Below are 20,069 nucleotides of genomic sequence, written 5' to 3' on the forward strand. Positions count from 1 at the left end.
CTAGCGTCCGTAACGATTGCCCGCGTGGCCTGTCGCTCAGGCGGCGAGCAGCACAGGGCTGAAGCCCGTGAGGTTGCTGTGGTCGTGCTCGGCGCGCCAGCCGAGCTCGGTCAGCAGGATCAGCTCACCGGTGTAGACGGGCAGGCGATGGTCGGCGTGCTGCCAGCCGATCAGCCAGCTGTATTCGGCCGGCTCGAAAGCGAGATCCCCGTTGCGCGCGACAATCGTGACGAACGAGTGGCGCGGCGGCCCGATCGTGGCACGTGGCTCGAACAGCTGACGTGCGGCATGCTGCGCGAGCTGCGCGCAGAGCCGTGCGTCGGTTGGTGTGTCGTCGCCTTCGTAGATCACCATCGTGTCGAGCAGTTGCTGCGTCGTGGACGGGAGCTCGACGAGCGCGGCCACGACCACACCGGGGTAGAGCCGATGCCGGCGCGCGATGCCGTCGACGGCGGCTGCCGGGTCTCGCAACTCCCACGGATACGGTGCCATGGAACGATGATGCGCCTTCCGCGCGATCGTTCGCCATTCTTTTCCACAGGCCTGTGTGAAGTTGAGGGTTTCTACCTAGGTACACGGAAGCGGGACGTGAGTACGTCTACTGGCCGGTCCGGCGGGCCCGCGTGAGGACTTCGTACCGATCGCCGCGATAGACCGACCGCCCGGACTCCAGCACCAGACCCGCGGCATCCCGGGTCGTCTGCTCGATCAGCAGACATGGCTGCCCAGGGCCGATCTCGAGCAACGACGCGTCGGCCGGTTCGGCCAGTACGGCAAGGATGTGGGCGTCGCAGGTGACCGGGCGAACGCCGTGGAGTTCCTCGAGCGTGCCGAACAGCGAGCGTTCCTCCCAGTCGAGCGGCTCCAAGCCGGGAAAGCGTTCCAAGGCCACTCTGGTGCGCTCCAACGCCATCGGCGCACCATCGGCCGTGCGTAATCGGAGGAGGTGCAGCACCGGCGACTCCTCGGCGACCTCCAGCAGCCGGGCGAGTTGAGGCGGTGCCGGGACGACATCGGAGGACAGGACGCGCGAGCCCGGCGTCAGCCCGCGCGCCCGCATGTCTCTGCTGAACGACGTCAGCAGATCGGTGTAGGCAGGCTTGGGCTGGGCGACGACCGTGCCGTGCCCGTGGCGGCGGAAAAGTACGCCGTCGAGGACCATCCGTTCGATCTCCTGACGGACGGTCGTGCGCGAAATAGCGAAATGGTCGGCGAGCACGCGTTCGGAAGGCATCAGCGCGCCAGGGCCGATTCGTTCGGCCAGCTCTTCGAGAATCTTGCGCAGCTGATGACCTTTGGGCAGGTCACCAGCGAGGGTGCTCACCGACAGCAGTTTCGGGTCGAGTTCGTGCCGGGACCGAGGCATGCGGAACACTATCGGATTTATGGGTCATCGGTACGAATCGGCGCGCCGTAATGCGACATCCGCGAATGCGCTGACCCGGGCCAGCCAGCGTTCTGGTTGGTCACGGTGCAGGCAGTGCCCCCCTGACAGGATCGCGAAGTTTCCGGGTGGAAGCAGGCGCTGAACGGCCTCCCGGTCCAGGCCGCGCAACGCGCTCGGCGCGTCCTCGGCCGGCAGCATGGGATTGTCCGGAGCCGCGAGTACGAGCACTGGCGCCGCCGCGGTCGCGATCAGGTCGACCAGATGCCACTCCCGCGGTCGCCGCAGACCGGCCGCGATCGCGCCGGTGTCGGCGAGTGCGATGCCTTCGACGCTGTGCTCGACGTCGCGGATATCCCAACCAGGGTTGGCGGTTCGCTCCCGGCGCACCAGTCGGGCCTGGTCCTTGCGGGCGAGCTCGGCGTCGGCGAGGAGCTTCCGCGCCGAGGCACCACGATCGCGGGGAGACGTACCGGGCGGGTCCTCGAGTACGAGCGCCCGGGCGATCTCCGGCCGCTGGTCGGCCAGCGACAGTGCGACGACCGCGCCCAAGCTGTGCCCTATCAGCAGGTCGACGGGGAGTTGCAGACCAGGCGTGGCGTCGAACTGCGTCGAGACCGCATCGGTCAACGTTTTCAGGTCGAACGGACGCCGCATCCGTCCCGCGTCGCCGTGGCCGGGTAGGTCGAAGGCGTAGGTATGCCAACCCCGCTTGGCCATCTCGGGCCCGATCCGCCACCAGGTGCGTGCGAGTGACAACATGCCGTGCAGCAGGACAGCCCGGCCGCGTTCGGGCCCGGGAGGGACCCACTCCAACGTCATGGGGGACATTCAACCCGATGTCCACGAGCAAGATCAGTTAACCCGGGAACGTCAGCCGGTCTTGGCCGGTGGCCGGAACACAGCGAACTGGTCCGTGATCCGGATATCCCTGCACGTGAAGCGGAACAGCGCCGCCGGCCGCCCGCCCGACGGGCCCGGCGGTGCCATCTCACCGGTCGGCTCCAGCAGTCCGCGCCTGGACAGCACGCGCTGCAGGTTGGTCGCCGACACGCGATAGCCGAGCGCTGCGGAGTAAAGCGATCGCAAAGCCGAGATCGTGAAGACCGGGGGAGCGAGGGCGAAGCCCACGTTGGTGTACGACAGCTTCGAGCGCAGCCGGTCTCGCGCGCGCAGCACGATCGCCTGGTGGTCGAACGCCGTCGCGGGCAGCGCGTCGACCGGGTGCCAGGCGGTGTCGGACGGGAGCTCCGGGTCGACGTCCCAGGGGATCAGCCCGAGGAACGCGGTCGCGATCACGCGCGGCGCCGGCATCCGATCCGGTGCCGAGAACACCGCGAGCTGCTCGACGTGCGCCAGCTGGCGTACGTCGACCTTCTCCGCTAGTTGCCGGCGTACGGAGGGCTCGATCGCCTCCTCCAGGCCGACCCGCCCGCCGGGAAGTGACCAATGTCCCAACTGCGGTTCGCGGGCGCGTTGCCACAGCAACACCTGCAGTGACAATCCGCGGGTGGCAGGCTCGTCCGCATTCTGGGCACCCTGAGCCGGTTCCTCAGCGGAGCTGTCCGAAAGCGGCCCTTGGGAGCGCACCTGCAGCACCGCCGCGAGAACTTCATGCTCCATCCGACTCACGCGGTGATAGTATCGCCGACAGTTTTCGATTCATAGGCGAAAACCCTCGAAAGAGGGAGGGTGAAGATGACCACGGTGGTCGACACAGACGGCAGGTACGCCGGAGTACTGCCTGACCAGGCTTGGCAGGACGAGGTACGGAGGCTCGCGAAGGAGCGGGACGCCGTGATCCTCGCGCACAACTATCAGGTGCCCGAGATCCAGGACATCGCAGATCACACGGGCGACTCGCTCGCGCTCAGCCGCATCGCCGCGGCCAGTGAGGCGTCGACGATCGTGTTCTGCGGCGTCCACTTCATGGCCGAGACCGCGAAGATCCTGAGCCCCGGCAAGACGGTCCTGATCCCGGACCAGCGAGCCGGTTGCTCACTCGCGGACTCCATCACGGCCGACCAGTTGCGTGCTTGGAAGGCCGAGCACCCCGGCGCCGTCGTGGTGTCGTACGTCAACACCACAGCGGAGGTGAAGGCAGAGACCGACATCTGCTGTACGTCCTCCAACGCCGTCGAGGTGGTCGCGTCCGTCCCGGCCGACCGGGAGGTGCTGTTCCTGCCCGACATGTTCCTCGGCGCGCACGTCCGGCGGGTTACGGGCCGGGAAAATCTGCATGTGTGGGCCGGTGAGTGCCACGTCCACGCGGGCATCAACGGCGCGGAGCTGAGCGCGAAGGCGACCGCGTCTCCTGACGCCGAGCTGTTCGTGCACCCGGAATGCGGTTGTGCGACGTCCGCGCTCTACCTCGCCGCGGGCGGGGCGGTGCCGGCCGACCGCGTGAAGATCCTGTCGACCGGCGGCATGCTCGACGCGGCGAAAGCGACGCGTAGCAAGGCGGTTCTGGTCGCGACCGAGATCGGGATGCTGCACCAGCTGCGCAAGGCGGCGCCCGGCGTCGACTTCCGTCCGGTCAACGACCGCGCGTCGTGCAAGTACATGAAGATGATCACCCCGGCGGCCCTGTTGCGCTCGTTGCGCGAAGGCGTCGACGAGGTGCACGTCGACCCGGCGATCGCCGAACGCGCACGCGGTGCGGTGCGGCGGATGGTCGAGATCGGGCAGCCGGGCGGCGGCGAATGAGCGGCCCTTCAACTTCCACCGGATGGGAGGCGGCCGCCGACCTGGTCGTCATCGGGTCGGGCGTCGCCGGGCTCACGGCCGCCCTGGAGGCGACCAGGCTCGGCCTGCGCGTGCTGGTCGTCACCAAGGCGGCAGCCGACGACGGCAACACCCGTTGGGCACAAGGCGGCGTGGCCGTCGTGCTGCCGGGTGAGCACGACGCCGACGACTCCGTACGCCGGCACATCGACGACACGCTCGAGGCCGGCGTGGGGCTCTGCGACCCGATCGCGGTCACCACGATCCTGGCCGACGGGCCGAGCGCGGTCGCGGCGTTCCGGCAGCGCGGTGCGCGCTTCGACGCCCGTCCGGACGGGCAGTTGTCACGTTCGCGCGAAGGCGGGCACACGGCGTTCCGCGTCGTGCACGCCGGCGGTGACGCGACGGGTGCGGAAGTGCAGCGAGCCCTGCTGGTCAACGCCAGCGAACGCAGGATCGCGTTGCTGGAACGCCATGTGGCGGCCGATCTGGTCCGTACGCGTTCCGGTGCGGTCGCCGGCGTGCTGGTGCTCGACGACGACGGTGTGCCCGGTGTGGTGCGCGCCCCGGCCGTCGTGCTCGCGACCGGCGGGCTCGGCCAGCTCTACCAGGCGACGTCCAATCCGGAGGTCGCGACCGCCGATGGGGTCGCGCTCGGGCTGCGGGCAGGGGCGGCGGTCGCGGATCTGGAGTTCGTGCAGTTCCATCCGACCGTGCTGTTCACCGGCCGCGACGCGATGGGGCGGCGGCCGCTGGTGACCGAGGCCGTCCGCGGCGAGGGCGCCGTGCTGATCGACGCGACCGGTGAGCGGGTGATGAAAGGCGTTCACCCGTTGGAGGACCTCGCTCCGCGTGACGTGGTGTCGTCCGCTGTCAACCGCCGGATGGCGTCGGCGCCGGGCGGAGTCTCGGACCACGTGTTCCTGGACGCGACGATGATCGAGGACTTCGCGTCGCGGTTCCCGACGGTGCAGGCGGCCTGCGCGGCTTCGGGAATCGACCCCGCGCACGAGCCGATCCCGGTGGCGCCGGCAGCGCACTTCGGCAGCGGCGGCGTGGTGACGACCGTCGACGGGCGTACGTCGGTGCGCGGGCTGTATGCCGCGGGCGAGGTCGCGCGTACCGGCTTGCACGGCGCGAACCGGCTCGCGTCCAACAGCCTGCTGGAGGGCCTGGTCGTGGGTGCGCGGGTGGCCCGGGCGGCCGTCGCCGACCGGCTGAGCGGCCTGCTGGCCGACCTGACGGCGCTCGACGTACCGGTGGCGCTGCCGCTGCTGCTGGCGCCGTCGGATCGTGCGGTGTTGCAGCAGCTGATGAGCCGGCACGCCGGCATCGGCCGCGACGCGCACGGGCTCGCGACCATCCGCAAGACACTCGACTCGATCTCGGTCGCCCGGGTGGTCGACTCCCGTACGTCTGTCGAGGACGCGGCACTCGAAATCGTCGCGAGAGCTCTTGTTCTGCTGGCATCCGCGCGCGAGGAGTCGCGTGGGAGCCACCTGCGTACGGACTACCCCGGACGAGACGACCAGCACTGGCGGCGCAGCCTGACCGCGCGTCTCGACGACACGGGCGTACCCATGTTGTGTGGAGAACTGGCGCTGGGAGGCGCGGCATGACTGAGTTGGACCTGGATCTGGACCTGAACCTGGACCTGACCGACGTACGGCGGGTTGTCGAGCTGGCGCTGGGGGAGGACCTCCGCTACGGCTCGGACGTCACGACGGAGTCGACCGTGCCGGAGGCCGCCGTCGCGGAAGCCGACATCACGCCCAGGCAGGCAGGGGTGGTCGCGGGCATCGCCGTGGTGCTCGAGACCTTCGAGGTCGTCTCGCCCGGTGCCGTGTCGGTGCTGTCGAGGCTGAGCGACGGCTCGCCGTTGGTGCCGGGCGTGCCGGCTCTCACAGTGCGCGGGCCGGTGCGGACGTTGCTGACGGCCGAGCGCACCGCGCTCAACCTGCTGTGCCACCTGTCGGGCGTCGCGTCGCTGACCGCGCAGTGGGTCGCCGAAGTCTCCGGCACCGGGTGCGTTGTCCGCGACACCCGCAAAACCCTGCCTGGCTTGAGGTTGCTGGAGAAGTACGCCGTGCGCTGTGGCGGTGGCGTCAACCACCGGCTCGGCCTCGGCGACGCGGTGCTGATCAAGGACAACCACGTCGCGGCGGCCGGCTCGGTGACCGCGGCCTACGAAGCGGCCCGGGCCGCCGCGCCCGACCTGCCCTGCGAGGTCGAGGTCGACGACCTGGCGGGGTTGGACGAAGCCCTTGCCTGCAAGGCCGAACTCGTGCTTCTCGACAACTTCGGCGTCGCCGAGTGCGCGGAGGCGGTCCGCCGTGTCCGGGCGATGGGCGGCGACACGAAGCTCGAGGCGTCGGGCGGGCTGACGCTCGACGTGGCGCGTGCGTATGCCGAGACCGGCGTCGACTACCTTTCCGTCGGTGGGCTCACGCACTCGGCGCCGGCGTTGGACCTCGGTCTCGACCTGCGGTAACCCTCGCGCTGGTTGGAGGAATGGCGGTCCAGAGACCGACATTCCTCCAACAGGTCGGGTGCGAGCCTGGCTAAGGGTTCGCCTCCGCGGCGGCCTCGGCCTCGAGCTCGACGAGGTAGAGCAAGGAACGCGGGATGTGTAAAGAGTCCTTCACCGGCAGGGCGACCACGCGCTCGACGGGCGTGCCGTCGCGGCCGCGGATCTGGATCCAGTCCTTGCCCGGGCCGGCCGGGAACGTCGACATGGTGTAGGAGCGCACCTTCTCGTGCCAGCGCGCGAGCTGCTCGTCGTCGTAGCGTCGCGAGAGCATCGCCGTGGCGTACAGCGCCTCGGCGTGCACCCACCACAGCTTGGTGTCCCAGGTCTCGCGGACGAGCTTTTCGTACGGGTCGTTGAGCAGCCGTCCGGTCGGCGCGCCGCCGTTGAAGTCGACGCAGCGGAACAGCCCGCCGTCGACGTCGTCCCAGCCGATCTTCAGCGCGTGCCGCGCCACCAGCGGGAACCACTCTTCGTCGTCGAGGATGTCGCTGACGCCCGGAACGGTGTCGGCCGCCTGCGCGAGGAACCACAGGCACTCGAGCATGTGGCCGGGGTTGCGGTGCCGTGCGAGCAGGGTGTCGGACAGGCCGTCCTTGCGCGGGCGAAGCTCGAGGATCTCGTCGTTCTGGTGCAGGCCGCGGCTGATCGACGTCGCCGCTCGCGCGGTGACCTCGGCGCTGAACGGGCTGCCGGTCGCACGGTGCACCTCGGCGGCCGTCCGGATGAGAATCATCGGCGGCGCGAAGGAGGAGAAGTGCGGGTGCACGGGGTAGGGCTCGGTGCGGGCCCGGCTGGTGAAGATGCGGTCCTCGGCCGAGTGCAGGATCATCTCGGCGGCCGACGCGGAGTCGGCGTCGTCGACCACCCAGGCAAGCGCGGCCAGGCCGAGCGCGACGAAGCAGTCGGCGAACACGCTTGTGTGCAAGCCGGATCCGGGCGTCGGCTCGTACGGTGTGCCGGCCCGGTCGGTGACGTAGGCAGTGGTGTAGTCGGGGAGCAGCGCGTGCTTGATGACGAAGCGGGCGGCCGACTGCGCCAGCTCGATGCAGCGTTCGGCGTCGAGGTCGCCGTGCGACTCCAGCACGCCGCGTTGCAGAGCGTCGGCGGTTCGCGCCATCAACCAGATCCAGCGGCCCTGAGACCAGGTGAACTTGTCGGTCGAGATCAACCGTTCGCCGCTGTTGTCCCAACAGGTGAAAACTCCGCCGTGCTCATCGTCTGGGCCATGCCGAAGCCACCAGCCAAGCACGTCACGAGTGAGATGTTCACGTAGTTCAACGTTGGCAGGCTCAGGCATACGTGCGCGTCTCCTACCTTGGTCGCCGGCCATGTTTTGCCCCTCGCCTCCCGGCCATGAGTCTGGTCGACTCAGACCCCTCGCGTCAACCCGTTCACCTAACTGGACGGCGTTGTAATCGCCGTTCCGGTTACGAAAACCTGCTCGATGACGAGCGCTTCATCTCCCGGTAACCAGCGGAAACGGATCAGGTCGGCGGGCGCTCCCACTCGCAGCGCACCACGGCCGCCGCCAACCAGCCGTCCGGGTGACCGGGTGGCCAGTCGTACGGCGTCGCCGAGCGAGTGACCCGGCAGGTTCGCGACTCTGGCGACGCAGTCGGAGAGCGGACGCGCGGCGCCGGCGAGTAGGGGAGTACCAGCGTAAGACAGGCGGCCGTCGGCCGTCAGCTCGACCTCCCCACCGACCGGGGTCTGGTAGACGCCGGGCCTCTCACCGGCCAGTGCGACCGCGTCGGAGACCAGGAACGCCTGCTCGCCCTTGGCGCGGAGCATGACGGTGAGGGTGTCGGCCGGCAGGTGGTGACCGTCGGCGATCAACCCGGCGGCGAGGCGGTCGTCGGCGAGCTGCGTCCAGAGGTAGTTGGGATGGCGCTTGATGGTGGCGTGGGCGCCGTTGCCGAGGTGGGTGGAAAGGGTCGCGCCGGCGTCTGCGGCAGCCGTGATCTGCTCGGGGGTGGCGTGAGTGTGACCGATCGCGACGTGAATTCCCTGTCCGGCCAATTCGGCGATGTAGGCGTTCGAATCCGGCCAATGTGGTGACAGTGTCACCATTCCGACGACGTTATTGCTGGCAGATTGCCAGCGTTGGAATTCCGCGATATCAGGTGGGCGAAGGAATTCTTTCGGATGAACACCGCGCGGACCGTCCTGGTCCGACAGATGCGGGCCCTCGACGTGGGCGTAGGGGATGGCGTGCGCCACGAGAGGGTCTTCGGCGCGGGCGGCCTGGATCCTGCGGAGGGCGGCGACGATCTGGTCCTCGGCCGAGGTGATGACGGTGGGGACGACGGTGGTGACGCCTCGTTCGAACAGCGCGTGGACCATGGCCACGATGGCGCCGGGGCCGGCGTCGGCGGGAGCGGCGTTGACGTCGTATCCCGCGAAGCCGTTGACCTGCACGTCGACCAGGCCGGGGGTGAGCCAGGCTGGTGCCTTGTCGCCTGGTTTGTCGCCTGGTTTGCCGGCTGTCGGCTCGATGGCGGTGATCCTGCCTTGCGCCATGGTGACGCGGAGCGTGCGGCCGGTGGTGGGGTCCGTGCCGGTGACCTCGGTGCTCGGGCTCGGCTCAGAGCTCACTCGCGGAGTCCTTGTCGAGGTAGAGCGTGCAGGCCTCGTGGGTGCGCAGGGCGGTGGCGGGGCAGGCGGTGCCGATCTTGTCGTTCAGGGTTTTTCGTACGGCGGCGGCCTTGGCCGGTCCGGGGACGACGCAGAACAGTCTCGCCGCGTTCAGCAGCCTGGGGACGGTCAGCGTGATGGCGTGGGTGGGGACGTCGTCGAAGGCGGGGAAGCAGCCGTCGTCGACCTGCTGTGTACGGCAGACGTCGTCGAGCTCGACGACCTTGACATCCAAGGGATCGTTCAGGTCGGCGACCGGCGGATCGTTGAACGCGATGTGACCGTTGACGCCGATGCCGAGGCACACGATGTCGATGGGCGCGGCGGCGAGCTCGGCGGCGTAGTCGGCGGCGGCCTGCTCGGGCTCCTTGTCCGGGTCGATCAGGTGAACGGCCTGAAAGGGCAGCTTGTCGAAGAGCGCGGCACGCAGCCAGTTGGCGAACCGCTCGGGCGCGCCGGCGGGCAGCCCCACGTAGTCGTCCATATGGAACGCGGTGACCCTCGACCAGTCGATATCCTGCTCGGCGACGAGTGCGTCAAGCGCCTCCTGCTGACTCGGCGCGGCGGCGAAGATCATGCGCACACCTGCCCGTGGGTCGGCGTCCAGCCGGGCCCTGATCTCGTCCGCCACATCGGCGGCTGCGGCCCGCCCCATCGACTCTCGATTGGGAAACGTCTGCACGTTGAGCATGTACTGGAGTGTGCCAGACGGAGGCGTGAGTCGAGATGTGGGCAGGACCTTTTCTTCGCTAGATTTCAGCGTCCTCGCAGGTGGTGGTCGAAGAACGCCAGTGCCTGCTTCCCGAGCTCGGTCCAGGGCTCTGCCGGCCATTCGCCCTCGCCGTCGGGCTGGAGGTTGTGGTAGCGGCCGGCCATCGCGTGGAAGGTCACGTCGGCTCCGGACTCGCGCAGTTTCCCGGCGAAGTGCTCCGCCGACGCGAACGGCACGGTCTCGTCCTCCGTGCCGTGCACGATCAGGAACGGCGGCGCGCCCGGGCGGACGTGGTGCACCGGACCCGCCTGCCGCATCAGCTCGCGCCGCTGCGCCGGCTGACCACCAAACAGCGCCGACAGCACCTCGCCCTGCCCGTGATCGTCGGTCAGGGCCCACTCGAAGTCGGCAGGTGCGCACCGCGCCACCACCGCCTGCACCGCGGCATCGGGAGAGGGAGAGACGCCGAGCAACGCGGCCAGGTGACCGCCGGCGGAGTCGCCCCAAGCGCCGATCCGATCAGGGTCGATGCCGTACGTAGCGGCCTGCGAACGCAGGAACCGAACCGCCGCCCGCACATCGTCGAGTTGCGCGGGAAACGGCGCCTGGCCGGTGAGCCGGTACGACACGTTGACAGCGACGAACCCGTGCGCGGCCAGCAACGGGCTCAGCCAGGGATACCAGCCGTGGGTCCGTGAGCCCCACGCCCAGCCACCACCGTGCAGGTACACCACAGCGGGCACGGCCGACGACGGCAGTGGTGACGGCACCAGTACGTCGAGATAGAGCCGGCTCTCCCACTCCGGTCCGGGCACACGCGCGTACTCGACACCGGTCACGTAACGGAAAGCGCAGGGAGCACCCGCGAGCGACATCAGCATGCCCCGACGCTAGACAGTCATCGCCCGGCGTGCAAAGGCTGAATTGCGAGCGCCTACTTCGCCTTGACGGTCACCGCCTGGCTTGGCCTGCTCTCGTTGGCCACGCGGTCGAGGGCACTGACCGCGTATGTGTAGTGCTTCCCGGCCGCCGCCGTCGAGTCGGTGAACGCCTGCAGCGCACGCCCGTTCCCGCGCACGGCGGTGAGCAGGTGCGTGGCGTCGGTGAAGTCGCAGGCGTCCAGTCGGACCTTGCCGTCGAACCGGTAGATCGCGTACGACGTCGACCGCTTCGAAGCAGGCTGCAGGTCGGCCCAGGTCAGCCGGACACCGCCGGATTCTCCACGAGCGTTGACGATCGCGGGCGCGTGCGGGGTCCATCCACCCAGCTGCGGCATGACCGGCAGCAGTGCCGGGCGGCTGTAGTGGTCGGCCTGCAACAGGTCCATGTGCCCGAGCCGGTTGGCGCGTACCTGAATGGCCGAGAAGTAGACGTCGCCGCTCACCTGGGGGTACGAACGGTTGAAGAACAGGTGCTTGGTCATCTCCGACGGGTCCTGCCAGGCCGGCGACTGTGTGGACGTCTCCACCTTGTATGTCGCCTGCCCGATGTAGAGCTGCACGTCGGTGCCCGCGACCTGCTCCGACCACCAGGGGATCAGCTTGGCGTAGTCGGCCGCGGTGAAGCCGATGTTCCAGTAGACCTGCGGAACGATGTAGTCGATCCACTCCTCGCGCACCCACTTGCGGGTGTCCGCGCCCAGGTCGTCGTAGGTCTGTACGCCGGCCGTGGTGTCCGAGCCCTCCGGGTCGGTCGCCTTGTTGCGCCAGACCGCGAACGGGCTGACGCCGAACTTCACCCACGGCTTGGCGGCCTTGATCCGCTGCGACAGCTCCGAGATCAGCAGGTCGATGTTGTTACGCCGCCAGTCGGCCTTGGTCGCGAAGCCGCCGCCGTACTGCGCGTACGTCGCGTCGTCGTTGAAGACCTGGCCGGCGACGGGATAGGGGTAGAAGTAGTCGTCGAAGTGCACGCCGTCGATGTCGTACTTCTCGACGGCATCCATGATCGCGTCCTCGACGAAGTCGCGAACCTCCGGAATGCCGGGGTTGTAGTAGTAACGGCCGCCGTAGAGCACGATCCACTCCGGATGCAGCCGCGCGGGATGGTTCGGCGCGAGCTCCTCGAGCTTGTCGTTCATCGACACGCGGTACGGGTTGAACCAGGCGTGAAACTCCAGGTTGCGCTTGTGGGTCTCGCGCACCGCGAACGCCAGCGGGTCGTAGCCCGGGTCGGTGCCCTGCGTGCCGGACAGCCAGCGCGACCACGGCTCGTACGGCGACGGCCAGAACGCGTCGGCGGTCGGGCGGATCTGCACGATGACGGAGTTCAGCTGCCGCTCCTGCGCGAGGTCGAGCCAGCCGAGGTACTCCGTCTGCTGCTGCTCGGCGGTCAGGCCGGTACGCGACGGCCAGTCGATGTTGGTGACGCTGGCGATCCAGTACGAGCGCAGCTGCCGCTTCGGCACGGCCGGGTCGGGCGGCGGGCACGTCACCGCCTCGTCAGCTTGGGCGGCGGTCGCTCCGGCAGTCGCTCCAGCGGTCGCCGCGGCTCCCGCGGTCAACCAGCTCACGGCCGCCAGTCCGGTCATCGAACAGAACGTTCTCCTGCGCATCGCTCAAACCTCCTCGCAGGATTCTGGCACGTCGCGCCTGTGTATGGGGAGTTTTTGGCGTCCGGTTACGGTAGCTGCATGTCAAAGGCCGGGGTGTGCGTGTTCGGCAGCGCCAACATGGATCTGGTGGTCTACGCCGACCGGGCGCCGGGAATGGGCGAAACCGTTGCGGGCAAGCGTTTCGTCACGATCGCGGGCGGCAAGGGCGCGAACCAGGCGATCGCCGCGGCGCGCGCTGGCGGCCGGGTCGCGATGGTCGGCGCGGTGGGCCACGACCCGTACGGTGACGACCTGCTCGCGGTGCTCTCCGACGCCGGCGTCGACGTCTCAGGCGTCGCCCGGGTCTCCGAGGCAACCGGAACCGCGCACATCGTGGTCGACACGAGCGGCGACAACTCGATCATCGTCGTACCCGGCGCGAACGGCTCGCTGGCGTCGGTGCCGCCCGCGCTGTCCGCGGCCCTCGACGGAGCCGGGGCCCTTCTGATGCAGCTGGAGATCCCGCTGGAGGCGGTGACCGAGGCCGCCGAGCTGGCCCGCGCCAAGGGTGTACGCGTCGTACTGACGCCGGCGCCGGCCCGCGAGCTGCCCGGCGAGCTGCTCGACTGTGTCGACCTGCTGCTGCCGAACGAGCACGAGGCCAAGCTGCTGACGGGAGCGTCGTCGGTGGAGGAAGCCGCGTCGGCCTTGCTGGAACGCGTGACCGACGTCGTGGTGACACTGGGCGGCCGGGGCTCGCTGTGGGCGGCGCGCAGCGGCGAGCGGGTCGAGGTCCCGTCGGCGAAGGTCGAGGTCCGCGACACCACGGCGGCGGGCGACACGTTCGCGGGTGCACTGGCCGTGGCGTTGGGGGAGGGCCGCCCGATGCCGGATGCCCTGCGGTGGGCGACCGCCGCGGCCGGCGTGTCGGTTCAGCGCGAAGGCGCCAGCCCGTCGATGCCCAGCCGTCCCGAGATCGACGCCGCGCTCTCCGTCGTCAACGCCGGCTAGGGGGTGTCCTGCAAGTGTCGCCGGGCTGCGGCGGCCCTGGCCCCACGCTGGCTGCGTTGGACGAAGATCGCCCGTATGACCGATACGAACGACTCCGCCCGCCTTGCCAGCCCGGCGCCATGACCGTCCTCGCTATCCGCCGACACTTACAGGACACCCCCTAGCCGCGAGTGTCCTTGCGCTGCCGGATCAGGCCCTCCTGTACGACCGAGGCGACCAGGCGCCCGTCGGTGGTGAACAGCCGGCCGGTGGTGAAGCCTCGCGAGTACGACGCCGACGGCGAGACCTGGTCGTACAGCAGCCATTCGTCCGCCCGGAACGGACGGTGGAACCAGATCGCGTGGTCGAGTGAGGCCGTCTGCAGCCCCGGCGTACCGATGTAGACGTCGTGCGGCACCAGGGCGGCGCCGAGCAGTGTGAGGTCGCTGGCGTAGGCGAGTACGCAGGTGTGCAGCACCGGGTCGTCGGGCAGGTCGCCGGCGGCGCGGAACCAGACCCGGGCCTGCGCCGGGTGCTCCGGATCCTGCGGCATGCCGCCCCTGCGTGAGTCGCCGACGTAGCGGACGTCGAGCGCCGCCCACTCCTCCGCCCAGGCCTCGCTGGACCGCCCGGACGCGCGTTGCATCACCTGAGCCAGGGTCGGGCAGTCCTCGGGCGCGGGTGCCTTGGGCGCGGTGTCCTGATGCTCGAAGCCGTCCTCCGGCTGGTGGAACGACGCCGACATGTAGAAGATCGTGCGCCCGTGCTGCCGCGCGACGACCCTCCGGGTACTGAACGAGCGCCCGTCACGGGTGCGTTCGACGTCGTAGACGATCGGAACGCCGGTGTCGCCCGGACGCAGGAAGTAGGCGTGCAGCGAGTGCACCGACCGCCCGGCTTCCATCGTCCGATACGCGGCGACCAGCGCCTGCCCGGCGACCTGGCCGCCGAAGACCCGCTGCATGTGAGTCTTGGGCTGCCTGCCGCGAAACAGGTTGTCCTCGATCACCTCGAGGTCAAGCAGGTCGATCAGTTCATCCAGCGAAGCGGGCACGTGGATCAGCATAATTTGTCCGGTACGAGATCCAGCGGCCGGTTAACATCGTCGCATGCGGATTGGGATCGACGCGTACGTCACCGCACCGCATCACGGCGGGTTCATCAGCTATATCTCGCATATCGCGGAGAATCTCGCGGCAAGCGGCAAGGACGAGATTCTCCTTTACGCCCCGAGCACGTCTCCTGTCGAGCTCTCGCTGCGCAACGTCTCACCGCGTCCAGTCGGGTTCGACCTGGCCGGCTATCCCGAACGGCTGGAGCGCGACATCACCTGGCATCAGCAGGCCCTCTTCAGTGCGCTCGAGACTGATCAGCCCGACGTCCTGCTCGGCACGTCGTTCTTCCTGCCGTTGCGATGGCAACGGCCGATGGTCGTCACCGTCCACGACGTCATCTTCGAGCACCATCCGGAGTACTTCACCGCCGCCAACCTGGAGTTGTACCAAGTCTGGGGCAGGCGATCAGCGGAGCGAGCCGACGCGATCCTCACCGTCTCCGAGTCGACGGCCAAGGAGGTCGAGGTCGCCTGGGACCTGCGGGACAAGCCGATCGTTCCGGCGCCGCTCGGTCACTCGCTCGGTTTCCTGCCCGCCAGCCGGGAGGAGTCGAAGCGGATCGTCGCCGGCCAAGTATTCGAAGGAACGGTAACCGACTACGTCCTCAGCGTTGCCGCTGGTCACCGCAGGAAGAACCTGCCAGGCCTACTCGAGGCCTACGCGCTCCTTCCAGCCTCGCTGCGCCGCGCCAATCCCCTCCTGCTGGTCAACCTCGACATCGAACGAACGCACCGGCTCGTAGCCGACCAGGGCCTGAGCGACGACGTCCGCATCACTGGACGGCTGCCGGACGAGCTGATCCCGCATGTGTACACCGCCGCGAGAATGCTGGTGCATCCGTCGTTCTACGAAGGATTCGGCATCCCGGTGCTCGAGGCGATGGCGTGCGGAACCCCGGTCGTGTCCTCGATCCGGCCGGCGATTCCCGAGGTCACCGGCGACGCGGCCCTGCTCGTCGACCCCGACGACACGTCGGCGATCGTCGAAGCGATGACCCGCGTCCTGACCGACCGAGGGCTCGCCGAGTCGCTGGGAGCGGCTGGACGCATACGAAGTCGGGCCTTCGACTGGGCGACGACAACGAGGATCACGCGCGACGTACTCGCCGCGGCAGCCGCCGCATGACCTACCGCCTGCGCGCCTACGGAGGACTGGCCGCACTCCAGGCACGAACCGTGTTGACCTACCGCGCCGACTACTTGTTCGGGCTTGTCGGCGTCCTCCTGCAGGTGTTCCTGCTCAAGGTCGTGTGGACAGCGGTCTACGCTCAGGCAGGCAGCGACCGGATCGCCGTCAACGGAGGAAGTGCGCAGATCACGCTTTCGATGCAGATCGCCTACGCGACGTTGGCGAGCCTGCAGTACTGGCTGCTCTCACCCTGGTCGTTCACGACGACGCACTACCGGATCCGCGACGGGAAGATCGCCATCGACCTGCTTCGCCCGTTGCGATTTCTCGAGCAGACGTTGGCCGGTCAGGTCGGCGCGACCGTCGCCATGCTTCCGTTCGTGCTGGTGGCGCTGCCGTTGGCTGTCCTGATCGGCGGTGCGCAGGCGCCGGAGTCCGTCATGAGCGGACTGGCGTACGCCGGAGCGCTGGTTCTCGCCTACACCATCAGTACATTGGTAAACGCCGTCGTCGGCCTGGTTCCGTTCTGGACCCTCGAGGTCCAGGGCATCTTCATGATCTACCGGATGCTCGCACAGTTCCTCGCAGGCGCTCTGGTTCCCTTGTGGTTCATGCCGGACTGGCTGCGCACCATTGCCGAGTGGCTACCGTTCCAGGCCACGACCTACACCCCGATGGCGGTGTATCTGGGGCAGGTCGAGGGTGTGGACGTGTTCGGAGCGCTCGCATTGCAGCTGTTCTGGTGCGTCGTGCTGTGGTTCCTGTTGCGCATCATCTGGTCGCGTGCCCTACGTCGCGTTGTCGTGCAAGGCGGGTGAGCGCATGTGCGCGAAGGTCCTGCGATTCTGGCGGATCTATCTCGCCTTGACCGCCGCCGCGTTCCGCAGCCAGCTGCAGTATCGCGGCAACCTCATGCTCTCCATGATCGGTGGAATCCTGTTCCAGACAGCGGGCCTGGGTTTCGTGTGGGTGGTGGTGAGCAAATTCGGCGGAATCGGCGGCTGGAGCCTGGCCGAGGTCGCCTTCCTGTACGGGCTGCGGCTGATGGCACATGCTGCCTTCACCGCACCGCTGTCGCAGGTCTTCCTGCTCGACCTTGTCGTCCGGGAAGGCGAGTTCGATCGCTACCTGGTCCGGCCGGTCGGCGCCCTCGTCCAGCTCGTCACACGCGGGGTATCGCTGTCGGTGTTCGGCGATCTGGTGGCCGGCGTCGCGGTGTTGACGGCGGCTGCTCGGCTGGTGGACGTCGACTGGTCACCGCCGGCGCTCGCGTTCCTGTTCCTGGCGGTCGTTGGTGGAGCACTGGTCGAGGCCGCTGTGCAGTTGGTCGTGTCCACGTTGTCGTTCCGGCTGGTGTCGGTGCGCTCGATCCGGGTAACGATCGACCAGATCTTCGGCACGTTCAGCGGATACCCGCTTTCGATCTTCCCCTCGGTGGTTCGGTTCGGCGTCACGTTCCTGCTGCCACTCGCGTTCGTGGCATACCTGCCCGCGACGGTGTTACTGGACCGCACCGGCGAGCTGTCCATCGATCCGTGGGTCGCCTATCTCTCACCGCTCGCCGGTGGACTGCTGTTCTACGCCGCGTACCTCTTCTGGCGCAGGCAGACCGAGCACTACAACAGCACCGGCCACTGAGCCCGATCAGCGCTCCTCGAAGGAACCTTGTAGGACGTTTGCCCGCTCTGCAAGCGAGACCTTGCCCTCGGTCAGCCTGCGTACCTTGGCGATCGGCCACTCGCCGTCCGGCCCGGGCTTGGGGTAGAGCACGAGGGCCCTGGCGATCTGACGATAGAGGTCGCAGGCAGCGGAGTAGAGCTCCTCGCCGAACTGCGGGGTGTCGATCGGCACCTGGTTCGAGCCGAGATAGCGGCAGGCGTGGTACAACGCGCCCACCTCGGTGACAACGCGATCGGAGGATCGTCTGGTCGCGCCAGGTAGGGCGGGACACAGATGTGGTGACGAGATCATGTGCTGCATCTGGTTGAGCTCGGGATCCTGCTCCACAGCCCACCGGCGCGGCCCGGGCTGGTAGCGGGCGTATGCCATGCCTGGGTTGCCGACATGGATCTGGCACAACGACACAGCGCCACGTGAGTCGGATCCGTCGTTGCCGAAGACATAGACCTGCGGAACGTCGAGGGCAGGACATGCATGGAACGGCTTCGCCGACTCCGCGCCCGATTCCAGGCGGTCGACATGATCGAGATAGGCGATGGTGAGCTGTTCGTCGCCGATCACGTGTTGTCTTAGCTCCGTCTCGGTGAAATACAGCAGAGGGACGTTGAAATGGGTGAGCTCGGCACGATGGGCGTCGCGGAAGTCGTAGAGCTGCCGTGCGAGTGCACGCCAGGCCAGCGGATCGACGTGATCCAGACCGGCTTGGTCCGGGTCGTCGATGCCTTCGAGCGATCCGCAATGGAACGCGAATCCCCGCACGCCCAGATCGTAGAGTTCGTGCACGGAGTCGACGATCGTCGGATAGTTGAGCGGCCAGACTGTCAGCTGAACCTTGATCGGCAGGTCGTTCTCGACACAGTGACGAATGACCGCCAGCGTTCGGCGATGGGCGTAGTCGCGGCCGCGAAGCGTGTTGTTGACTGCTGGATCCGTGGAGTCGAGGCTGATATTCAGCTTGTACATACCGTTTTCGAACGCCTGCCGGAACGTCCTCTCGAAGCGCTGAATCGACACGGCGCCGTGAGTGATGGACATGAAAGGCAGCCCGCGGGCGGCCACCCAGGAAAGCTTCGTGGCGGATCCGGCGGGGTCCATCGTCGGTTCCGCCCCGATCAGGAAGAAGTCCTGCAGGCCGTCACCCAGTGCCTCGATCTGACCGGTGAAGTCGTCCACATCCACGACTTTTCGCCTGCCGGTCGCCCGGTCCGACTCGGTCTCGCCGGCCCGCAGGCGGCTGCCGGTGTAGCAGCCAGGACAGGCGAGCTGGCAGCGATCGTCCCCCTGATAGGTGACTCGAAGGACTTCCCGCTGATCCAGAAAGGCCGGATCATACGGATTTGGGGCCTGCGAAACGCGCTGCGTCACCCGAGGAAGATTCAGGTCTTTCGAGGTCTTGACTCCCACCCGATCCTGAATCGGACTGTAGTCGTGCGGGTTGCGCCACGCGATGCGAGGATTGGTTTCGACGCCCATCGACCCGTCCCCCTAACGGCCGTCACTGGCGAGAAACTCACGTTAACCCGGGGATTGACTTGGAGCAAGATGAAAGTCCTGGTGACGTCCGATCCGCCCACCGGGCATGTGCGACCGCTGCTTCCACTTGTCGATGCGCTGCTCGAACGCCGGCACACCGTTCATGTCTGGACAGACGAAACGGCCTTAAGACACTTCCATGGCCGCCCCGTCGAGACGCACGCGCGACCGGCGAGCAGCGAGCAACTCTCCAGAGTCGAGCTGGCGACCGCGAGCTTCGAAGCTCTCGGACCGGTCATCGATCGGGTCCGGCCGGATCTCCTCGTGCACGAAGGTTCCGAACGCGGGGCAGAGTTGCACGCCGCCGTGTCCGGCCTGCCTTCCCTTTCGGTGCTGACATCGAGTGACTCCGTGCTGAACCGGGTCGTCGCGCTGCAGCACGGCGTTCTCGAAGCGGCGAGCGTCGCGCTCGGCCTGGAGCACGCGTGGCGGTCTCGGTTGTATGCACATCCGCGCCGAGTCACCTATATGCCACGTCAATATCACCAGCCCACCGACGTTCGTTCGTTCGCACCCAACCTCGAGTTCCGCCGTTACCGGCTTCCAGAACAGGCCGGCAACGAGCGGTTCCCGACCGGCCGGCGACGAGTTCTCGTCACGTTCGGAACAACCGATCGCGTGCCTCACAAGGAGGTCATCGAACGAATACTGACGGAGCTTCCGCTCGACGAGATCGACGTCGAGGTGGCCTGCCCGCCGGCTCTCTCCGAAGAACTTCAGGACCGCTTTCCGTCAGCCGGCATCCTGGGCTTCACGTCGATCGTGGATCGGCTGCCGACAGTTGACCTTGTCGTCACCCACGGCGGGGCGAGCACCGTCACAGAGACGCTCTTCATGGGCGTGCCGCTCTTCCTCATGCCGTTTCGCGGCGACCAGTTCTACACCGCCGAGCGCTGCGTGTCCCAACATGCGGGAACAGTTGGTCGCTGGACCGCTGGGAAAGACACTGCCGTCTCCAAGGGCATCGTCGCGGCGTTGGAGGATCCGTCCTTGCGCGATGGCGCTCGGCGAATGAGCCGGATGATGCGCGCGCTTCCCGAGTTGACCGAGCTGGTCGACCGCGTCGAGGCCGAAGTCGTCTGAGCTGCCGAAGATCGACTTCACTT

General features: G+C 68.0%; 19 protein-coding genes. 8 read left to right on the top strand and 11 right to left on the bottom strand.

The window, feature by feature from the left end; translation table 11 throughout:
- Nucleotides 1-36: 36 nt before the first annotated feature.
- From ACYVF6_RS21395 to ACYVF6_RS21410, 4 genes are all read right to left on the bottom strand, one after another.
- Complete coding sequence (locus ACYVF6_RS21395) at nt 37-492, bottom strand: hypothetical protein (RefSeq protein ID WP_460524014.1); 456 nt, start codon at nt 490-492, stop codon at nt 37-39.
- A 106-nt stretch (nt 493-598) separates the two neighbouring features.
- The gene (locus ACYVF6_RS21400) at nt 599-1,366 is read right to left on the bottom strand and encodes a GntR family transcriptional regulator (RefSeq protein WP_460524016.1); all 768 of its coding nucleotides are present in this window, start codon (nt 1,364-1,366) and stop codon (nt 599-601) included.
- A gap of 24 nt (nt 1,367-1,390) precedes the next feature.
- Entirely contained in the window at nt 1,391-2,206 is an 816-nt protein-coding gene (locus ACYVF6_RS21405; protein ID WP_460524018.1) for an alpha/beta hydrolase, read from the bottom strand.
- 51 nt (nt 2,207-2,257) lie between these two features.
- Nucleotides 2,258-3,007: an NUDIX hydrolase gene (locus tag ACYVF6_RS21410; protein ID WP_460524548.1), complete on the bottom strand. Its 750-nt coding sequence runs from the start codon at nt 3,005-3,007 to the stop codon at nt 2,258-2,260.
- A gap of 75 nt (nt 3,008-3,082) precedes the next feature.
- Between ACYVF6_RS21410 and nadA the strand changes: the two genes are divergently transcribed.
- From nadA to nadC, 3 genes are read left to right on the top strand one after another with little or no spacing between them, the layout of a single operon-like run.
- Nucleotides 3,083-4,090, top strand: a complete 1,008-nt coding sequence (gene nadA / locus ACYVF6_RS21415) for a quinolinate synthase (protein WP_460524020.1) — start codon at nt 3,083-3,085, stop codon at nt 4,088-4,090.
- Nucleotides 4,087-5,727: an L-aspartate oxidase gene (locus tag ACYVF6_RS21420; RefSeq protein WP_460524022.1), complete on the top strand. Its 1,641-nt coding sequence runs from the start codon at nt 4,087-4,089 to the stop codon at nt 5,725-5,727. The genes nadA and ACYVF6_RS21420 overlap by 4 nt, the downstream gene beginning before the upstream one ends.
- Nucleotides 5,724-6,599 (top strand): nicotinate-nucleotide diphosphorylase, encoded by an 876-nt coding sequence (gene nadC, locus ACYVF6_RS21425; RefSeq protein ID WP_460524024.1) that lies wholly within the window; start codon nt 5,724-5,726, stop codon nt 6,597-6,599. The genes ACYVF6_RS21420 and nadC overlap by 4 nt, the downstream gene beginning before the upstream one ends.
- A 70-nt stretch (nt 6,600-6,669) precedes the next feature.
- On the opposite strand, the gene ACYVF6_RS21430 is transcribed toward nadC, so the two are convergent.
- From ACYVF6_RS21430 to ACYVF6_RS21450, 5 genes are all read right to left on the bottom strand, one after another.
- Nucleotides 6,670-7,968 carry an AGE family epimerase/isomerase gene (locus tag ACYVF6_RS21430; RefSeq protein WP_460524026.1) on the bottom strand — a complete coding sequence of 433 codons (1,299 nt, stop codon included), beginning with the start codon at nt 7,966-7,968 and terminating at the stop codon, nt 6,670-6,672.
- A 65-nt stretch (nt 7,969-8,033) separates the two neighbouring features.
- On the bottom strand, nt 8,034-9,233 hold the full coding sequence (locus ACYVF6_RS21435) for an N-acetylglucosamine-6-phosphate deacetylase (RefSeq protein WP_460524028.1): 1,200 nt from the start codon (nt 9,231-9,233) through the stop codon (nt 8,034-8,036).
- A complete protein-coding gene (locus tag ACYVF6_RS21440) occupies nt 9,223-9,963 on the bottom strand; it encodes a glucosamine-6-phosphate deaminase (protein WP_460524030.1) in 741 nt (246 codons plus the stop codon). The genes ACYVF6_RS21435 and ACYVF6_RS21440 overlap by 11 nt, the downstream gene beginning before the upstream one ends.
- A 65-nt stretch (nt 9,964-10,028) precedes the next feature.
- Nucleotides 10,029-10,865 (bottom strand): alpha/beta hydrolase fold domain-containing protein, encoded by an 837-nt coding sequence (locus ACYVF6_RS21445; RefSeq protein WP_460524032.1) that lies wholly within the window; start codon nt 10,863-10,865, stop codon nt 10,029-10,031.
- A gap of 53 nt (nt 10,866-10,918) precedes the next feature.
- Nucleotides 10,919-12,538 (bottom strand): glycoside hydrolase family 10 protein, encoded by a 1,620-nt coding sequence (locus tag ACYVF6_RS21450; RefSeq protein ID WP_460524034.1) that lies wholly within the window; start codon nt 12,536-12,538, stop codon nt 10,919-10,921.
- A gap of 78 nt (nt 12,539-12,616) precedes the next feature.
- On the opposite strand from ACYVF6_RS21450, the gene rbsK reads away from it, so the two are divergent.
- Nucleotides 12,617-13,528 (top strand): ribokinase, encoded by a 912-nt coding sequence (gene rbsK, locus ACYVF6_RS21455; RefSeq protein ID WP_460524036.1) that lies wholly within the window; start codon nt 12,617-12,619, stop codon nt 13,526-13,528.
- Between the two features lie 160 nt (nt 13,529-13,688).
- Here the strand turns inward: rbsK and tesB are convergent, their stop codons facing one another.
- Nucleotides 13,689-14,561: an acyl-CoA thioesterase II gene (gene tesB, locus ACYVF6_RS21460; RefSeq protein ID WP_460524038.1), complete on the bottom strand. Its 873-nt coding sequence runs from the start codon at nt 14,559-14,561 to the stop codon at nt 13,689-13,691.
- A 55-nt stretch (nt 14,562-14,616) separates the two neighbouring features.
- On the opposite strand from tesB, the gene ACYVF6_RS21465 reads away from it, so the two are divergent.
- Genes ACYVF6_RS21465 through ACYVF6_RS21475 form a run of 3 tightly spaced genes read left to right on the top strand, consistent with a single transcriptional unit; the run spans nt 14,617 to nt 17,388 of the window.
- Nucleotides 14,617-15,747, top strand: a complete 1,131-nt coding sequence (locus tag ACYVF6_RS21465) for a glycosyltransferase family 4 protein (protein WP_460524040.1) — start codon at nt 14,617-14,619, stop codon at nt 15,745-15,747.
- Entirely contained in the window at nt 15,744-16,568 is an 825-nt protein-coding gene (locus ACYVF6_RS21470) for an ABC transporter permease (protein ID WP_460524042.1), read from the top strand. The genes ACYVF6_RS21465 and ACYVF6_RS21470 overlap by 4 nt, the downstream gene beginning before the upstream one ends.
- Nucleotides 16,534-17,388, top strand: coding sequence for an ABC transporter permease (locus tag ACYVF6_RS21475; protein ID WP_460524044.1), 855 nt, complete (start codon nt 16,534-16,536; stop codon nt 17,386-17,388). The genes ACYVF6_RS21470 and ACYVF6_RS21475 overlap by 35 nt, the downstream gene beginning before the upstream one ends.
- Nucleotides 17,389-17,394: 6 nt before the next feature.
- Here ACYVF6_RS21475 and ACYVF6_RS21480 read toward each other — a convergent pair whose 3' ends face one another.
- Nucleotides 17,395-18,903, bottom strand: coding sequence for a radical SAM protein (locus ACYVF6_RS21480; RefSeq protein ID WP_460524046.1), 1,509 nt, complete (start codon nt 18,901-18,903; stop codon nt 17,395-17,397).
- Here ACYVF6_RS21480 and ACYVF6_RS21485 point away from each other — a divergent pair.
- The gene (locus ACYVF6_RS21485; RefSeq protein ID WP_460524048.1) at nt 18,859-20,046 is read left to right on the top strand and encodes a glycosyltransferase; all 1,188 of its coding nucleotides are present in this window, start codon (nt 18,859-18,861) and stop codon (nt 20,044-20,046) included. The genes ACYVF6_RS21480 and ACYVF6_RS21485 overlap by 45 nt on opposite strands.
- The last annotated feature ends 23 nt before the right edge of the window (nt 20,047-20,069 follow it).

It is taken from the genome of Flindersiella endophytica, assembly GCF_054779015.1.

Bases quoted from the DNA above. Each gene is read 5' to 3' on its own strand.
- ACYVF6_RS21395 (WP_460524014.1), bottom strand. From the start codon at position 492: ATGGCACCGTATCCGTGGGAGTTGCGAGACCCGGCAGCCGCCGTCGAC.
- ACYVF6_RS21400 (WP_460524016.1), bottom strand. From the start codon at position 1,366: ATGCCTCGGTCCCGGCACGAACTCGACCCGAAACTGCTGTCGGTGAGC.
- ACYVF6_RS21405 (WP_460524018.1), bottom strand. From the start codon at position 2,206: ATGACGTTGGAGTGGGTCCCTCCCGGGCCCGAACGCGGCCGGGCTGTC.
- ACYVF6_RS21410 (WP_460524548.1), bottom strand. From the start codon at position 3,007: ATGGAGCATGAAGTTCTCGCGGCGGTGCTGCAGGTGCGCTCCCAAGGG.
- nadA (WP_460524020.1), top strand. From the start codon at position 3,083: ATGACCACGGTGGTCGACACAGACGGCAGGTACGCCGGAGTACTGCCT.
- ACYVF6_RS21420 (WP_460524022.1), top strand. From the start codon at position 4,087: ATGAGCGGCCCTTCAACTTCCACCGGATGGGAGGCGGCCGCCGACCTG.
- nadC (WP_460524024.1), top strand. From the start codon at position 5,724: ATGACTGAGTTGGACCTGGATCTGGACCTGAACCTGGACCTGACCGAC.
- ACYVF6_RS21430 (WP_460524026.1), bottom strand. From the start codon at position 7,968: ATGGCCGGCGACCAAGGTAGGAGACGCGCACGTATGCCTGAGCCTGCC.
- ACYVF6_RS21440 (WP_460524030.1), bottom strand. From the start codon at position 9,963: ATGCTCAACGTGCAGACGTTTCCCAATCGAGAGTCGATGGGGCGGGCC.
- ACYVF6_RS21445 (WP_460524032.1), bottom strand. From the start codon at position 10,865: ATGCTGATGTCGCTCGCGGGTGCTCCCTGCGCTTTCCGTTACGTGACC.
- ACYVF6_RS21450 (WP_460524034.1), bottom strand. From the start codon at position 12,538: ATGCGCAGGAGAACGTTCTGTTCGATGACCGGACTGGCGGCCGTGAGC.
- rbsK (WP_460524036.1), top strand. From the start codon at position 12,617: ATGTCAAAGGCCGGGGTGTGCGTGTTCGGCAGCGCCAACATGGATCTG.
- ACYVF6_RS21465 (WP_460524040.1), top strand. From the start codon at position 14,617: ATGCGGATTGGGATCGACGCGTACGTCACCGCACCGCATCACGGCGGG.
- ACYVF6_RS21470 (WP_460524042.1), top strand. From the start codon at position 15,744: ATGACCTACCGCCTGCGCGCCTACGGAGGACTGGCCGCACTCCAGGCA.
- ACYVF6_RS21480 (WP_460524046.1), bottom strand. From the start codon at position 18,903: ATGGGCGTCGAAACCAATCCTCGCATCGCGTGGCGCAACCCGCACGAC.